We start from the raw sequence: 4,657 nt of genomic DNA on the forward strand, positions 1-4,657 counted from the left end.
TCTAGCTTCCAAAGTCATTACGACAAGTTCCGGACGATTAAAAACGCGTAGCGGGAAGATACTATTACCTAATCCTCGACTGACAATCATTGTCGTATTTCCTTCAGTATACTCTCCAATGGTATAACCAGGTAATAACCCTTGTCCGGGTGAGTATAACCCTCCTATGATCGGTAACCTTATCTGTCCGCCATGAGCATGGCCAGTAAAGACGAGATCGACGCCACTTTCTTCGTAAATATCTAGCAATTCAGCACGGTGGGATAGAAGCAGATTGAAATCAGCCGGACTCTCGTTCATCAAATCGGTCATTTCTTTTTGAAGAACTCGTTCATCCGATCCTTCTTCTTCGATCTCTTCAAGTAACATCGTAAGCGGATCAGCCAAGCCCAAAAGGTTGATCTGCTCATTATTTTCCGTTAGTGTGTGACTGGTATTATCTAAATTAATGACCCCTTCTTCGTCCAATATCTCTTGTAATTCCGGATACTTGTTAGAGGCAACTTCATGATTGCCCGACACAAAATATAGAGGCGCAATGTCGCTCGCTTCTTCCAGGAAGTCTTGAGCAACAGTTAAGTCCGTTCTGTTTCTGTCGATCAAATCCCCGGTGATCACTATAATATCTGGGTTTTCTGCTTCGATTTTAGTCGTTAACTTTTCATCAAACTCTTTATTGTGTAAATCAGAGACTTGAACGATGGTATAGCCATCGAAAGATTGCGGGATTTCATCGCTACTATAGGAGTACTGCGTCGTTTCGATCGCATTATTTCCCCAATAGAGATAAACACCAATGACCAATAGTGAAAATATAGATAAGAATAGCTTTGTTTTTAATTTCAACTTTAGAACCCCTTTTAATATAAATGCGAGAAGCATATCGTCTAGTATAGTCGACTCACTCTTTTAAAAGCAATAGATATTTACTGAAAACACTGAATTTTGGCAAGACGTGATCAATTTCCCGTATAACTGTAACAATAAAGTGTTTTTATGATAGTAATGTAAACACTATTCTGGAACAAGATCGATACATATTAAAAACAGTCACTAGTGTCAAATAAAGGCTTCACTAGTGACTGTTTCAATTGAATTTTCAAGATTAAAGTTTATCCAAGTTTTTAAGATAAAAATCAAGTATGGGATTCGTCATATCTATAGGTCTACCTTCCCATGGAAACATGCTTAACGCTCCAGGACTGAATTCAACTTCTGTCACAACATAATTATTTTCAGATGGTTCGTGTGTGATGTTTTCTGCAATGACATCCACTCCACCATAGTGAAAGCCTGGAATGGATTGTATAGCTTTTACGGCTATCTCGTTGAATTGATCGTGGACGATATCTGTATAGTCGATTCCTTCGCCGCCGCTTGCGATATTTGATTCATCTCTAATAATGATCTGTTCGCCTTCATCAGGTACCGTTTCTAACGTTCGTCCCTCTCGGTATAATCTGCCAAGTTTGGATCGCTCAGTGGGAATCAAGTAATGACTCAAATCTCTGTCAAGCGCTCGCTGTTCGTTTTTTGCTTGAATGAGTTGTAAAACCGTGTGTACACCGTCACCCACGACATTAGCACGCGCACGTTTTGTAGCGGCTAATACCTTGCCGTCGACAACAAAGAATCGGTAGTCATCGCCGATAAATTGTTTTTCTATTAAGATCCGCTCGCAATCATCCCCTACCAGTTCCGAAATCTTGTCAAGATGATAAGCTAACGATGCATCACTTTCAATATTTGTATACACCCCTTGTCCCCGGGATAAATTATTGGGTTTTAACACAATGGGATAACCTATTTCGTTGGCAAACGTCTTTATCTCTTCACGTTCGAAAATTCTCAGGTAGGTTGAAGCTGGTACTGAAACTCTCTCTCTTTTAATTAATGATCGTGCTTGATATTTATCATCGACGATCCGCATCATTGCTGCAGATGATAAAGGACCATTCATATCACAAAACAGCAACTCTTTGCCTTCTAATGTAAGGATCATCGTATCAAAACTAAGCCGGTTCACGTTGATTCCTCGCTCAAGGGCCGCTTCTTCCAGCAATTTTGATTTCATACCTTCTTTCATTTCATATTCCGTTTCTTCTTTTTCAATCTCTTCAATTTGAATTATTTCAGCATTTAGCACTTCTTATTCCCTCCAAACATGTGATGAAAAGCAATTTAAACTTGTAACCCAGATTATAAAGCAATTCATTGAAAAACATCCCCTTATATGCCTAGGATAGAGACGAAAAAATTTAGATACGCCTCAAACTTTGTTGAAAACCAGTCTTTTTCCCATCTCTTTTAAGCTTCATCCAGTGCTTTTGTCGTTATCTTTGCTAAAAAATGATATATTTGATACTTTTATACTAAGGAATACATATTGAGGGAGGAAAAAATGATGGAGTCGAAACATGTTGTTATTACTGGTGCCGGCAGTGGCCTAGGTGCTTCACTTGCGTTAAAATATTCGGAAATGGGTTGTCATGTCACGCTGCTCGGTCGAACATTCAGTAAATTAAGACACGTGGCGGATAAGATGGAATCAGACAAGGTTTCAGTCTACACCCTAGACGTATCATCACCAGAAGAAGTCTCCAGTGTCTTTGCTCAAATAAAAGAAGACAACGGAAACATCGATATATTAGTGAACAATGCTGGCGTCGGTGTCTTTGATGTTGCCGAAAACATTACGTCAGACTCAGTCGATCAAATGATCGATATCAACTTGAAGGGAACGATATATTGTACGCAGGCTGTTCTACCTGAAATGAAAGAAAGAAATGAAGGAACCATCATTCAAGTCATATCTACCGCTGGTAAAAAAGGTAAACCTTCTGAATCGGTCTATTGCGCAAGCAAGTTTGGTGTCCGAGGATTTACGGAAAGCATCGTAAAAGAGTTGAGTGATACTGACATTAATGTTTTAGCTGCATACATGGGCGGCATGAAAACCAGTTTCTGGGATGATATCTATACTGAAGAGGAAATCAAACATCTCATGGACCCTGATGATGTCGCTGATATTATCCTCGCAAACGTGAAAGCAAGAAAATACCTCACCGTTCCTGAAATCGTCATAAAAAATCATAAGATATAAAATGAAAGAGTGCTGACCGTTTCGGGTCAGCACTCTTTTTCTGTTTAATCCCTACTTCAGGTGTTTTTCTTCATCAAAATGTCTGATGGTAACAGGTTCACCTTTCAATAACGTATAGTCAGTACCTTCTTTAGTTATCGATACTTGGATCAGACGACCCCGGAACTGGATTTTGAATGTTATCGTATTCCAGTTTACAGGCAAGCGTGGTGAGAAGTTTAAGGTGTCTTCCATTAAATGCATGCCTCCAAAACCGTAGACCATGCTCATCCACGTTCCACCCATGTTGGCTGCATGGACGCCGTCTTTGGTATTGCTCTGCAGATCCGTCATATCCATCAAGGCCGTATCCATGAAATAACTATAGGCTTTCTCCAAATCACCCAAGTGACTTGCCATCATACCAAATATAGAACGGGACAAGGATGAGTCATGTGTCGTTACCGATTCATAATAGTCATAATCACGTTTCTTCTGGCTATGGGAAAACTCATCGGAGAACAGGAATTCCGCTAAGACGGTATCCGCTTGTTTGTTCACCTGATAACGGTAGATGGTCAATGGATGATAATGTAAAAGTAACGGGAAGTTGTCCTTTGGCGTGTTTTCAATGTCCCATACCTCTTTATGGAAGAAACTGTCATCCTGCATCGTGAGTTCCTGTTCCTCATCATAAGGCAGGAACATCTTTTCAGACGCTTTTTTCCAATTCTCCAGTTCACTTGGCTGGAAATTCATTTTCTCAAGTACCCTTTCTCCATTTGCATCATTTGATTCAAGGACTTCTTCAACCATTTCGATGGCATAGTCGAAGTTATGTTTAGCCATCAGATTAGTATAGTAGTTGTTATTGACAATTGCCGTGTATTCGTCTGGTCCAGTCACACCGTTCAGGACGAATGCCCCGTTTCTTTTTTTATCATAGTGTCCCCACTCAGCATAGAATCGAGCAGTTTCTACTAGGATCTCTAGTCCCTCGTTCATACCAAAGGCTCGATCACCTGTAGCTTTTACATAAGTGTGGACCGCGTGAGCGATATCACCATTGATGTGAATTTGGGCTGTTCCTGCTGGATAGTAGGCACTCGCTTCTTTACCGTTGATGGTTCGCCATGCAAAAAGCGCTCCGTTATCAATCGCCATTTCACGGGCTCTTTCTCGGGCTTTTGGTAAAATGGTATAGCGGTAATTCAATAAGCGCTTGGCTATTTCTGGTTGCGTGTAGAGGAAAAAAGGTAGCATGTACATTTCCGTATCCCAGAAATAATGACCCTCATAGCCTTCGCCAGTCAACCCTTTAGCGGACATGTTTCGTAGTCCGTCACGACCGGCCGCCTGGTGCAAATGAAACAAGTTGAAACGCAAGCCGACTTGGATTTCGTCATCGCCATCTATCTGGATATCGGATGCGTTCCAGAAAGCCTCCATAAATCGTACGTGCTGCTCTTTTATTTCATCAAAGCCAAGTTTTGCAACGTCATCAAGGAGATCTGAAATGCGTTCAGCTTCTGCTTCTTTCTCCGAGGCATCATTAAATATGTTGCTATATGCAAC

Annotated in this window: 4 protein-coding genes; 1 reads left to right on the forward strand and 3 read right to left on the reverse strand. The window is 40.8% G+C overall.

Annotated features, from left to right (window positions below; genetic code table 11):
- Positions 1 to 846 (reverse strand): metallophosphoesterase (locus R6U02_RS01850; protein ID WP_410261930.1); only part of this gene is annotated, 846 nt, incomplete at its 3' end.
- A 259-nt stretch (positions 847 to 1,105) separates the two neighbouring features.
- Positions 1,106 to 2,146 carry a hypothetical protein gene (locus R6U02_RS01855; RefSeq protein ID WP_410261931.1) on the reverse strand — a complete coding sequence of 347 codons (1,041 nt, stop codon included), beginning with the start codon at positions 2,144 to 2,146 and terminating at the stop codon, positions 1,106 to 1,108.
- Positions 2,147 to 2,401: 255 nt separating this feature from the next.
- On the opposite strand from R6U02_RS01855, the gene R6U02_RS01860 reads away from it, so the two are divergent.
- The gene (locus R6U02_RS01860; protein WP_410261932.1) at positions 2,402 to 3,103 is read left to right on the forward strand and encodes an SDR family NAD(P)-dependent oxidoreductase; all 702 of its coding nucleotides are present in this window, start codon (positions 2,402 to 2,404) and stop codon (positions 3,101 to 3,103) included.
- 51 nt (positions 3,104 to 3,154) lie between these two features.
- Here R6U02_RS01860 and R6U02_RS01865 read toward each other — a convergent pair.
- Positions 3,155 to 4,657: glycoside hydrolase family 65 protein (locus tag R6U02_RS01865; RefSeq protein ID WP_410261933.1), on the reverse strand; the 1,503-nt coding region annotated here is incomplete at its 5' end.

Source organism: Alkalibacterium sp. (genome assembly GCF_046484155.1).
Taxonomy (GTDB): domain Bacteria; phylum Bacillota; class Bacilli; order Lactobacillales; family Carnobacteriaceae_A; genus Alkalibacterium.

Coding starts and splice junctions, on each gene's coding strand:
- R6U02_RS01860 (WP_410261932.1), top strand. CDS start 2,402: ATGATGGAGTCGAAACATGTTGTTATTACTGGTGCCGGCAGTGGCCTA.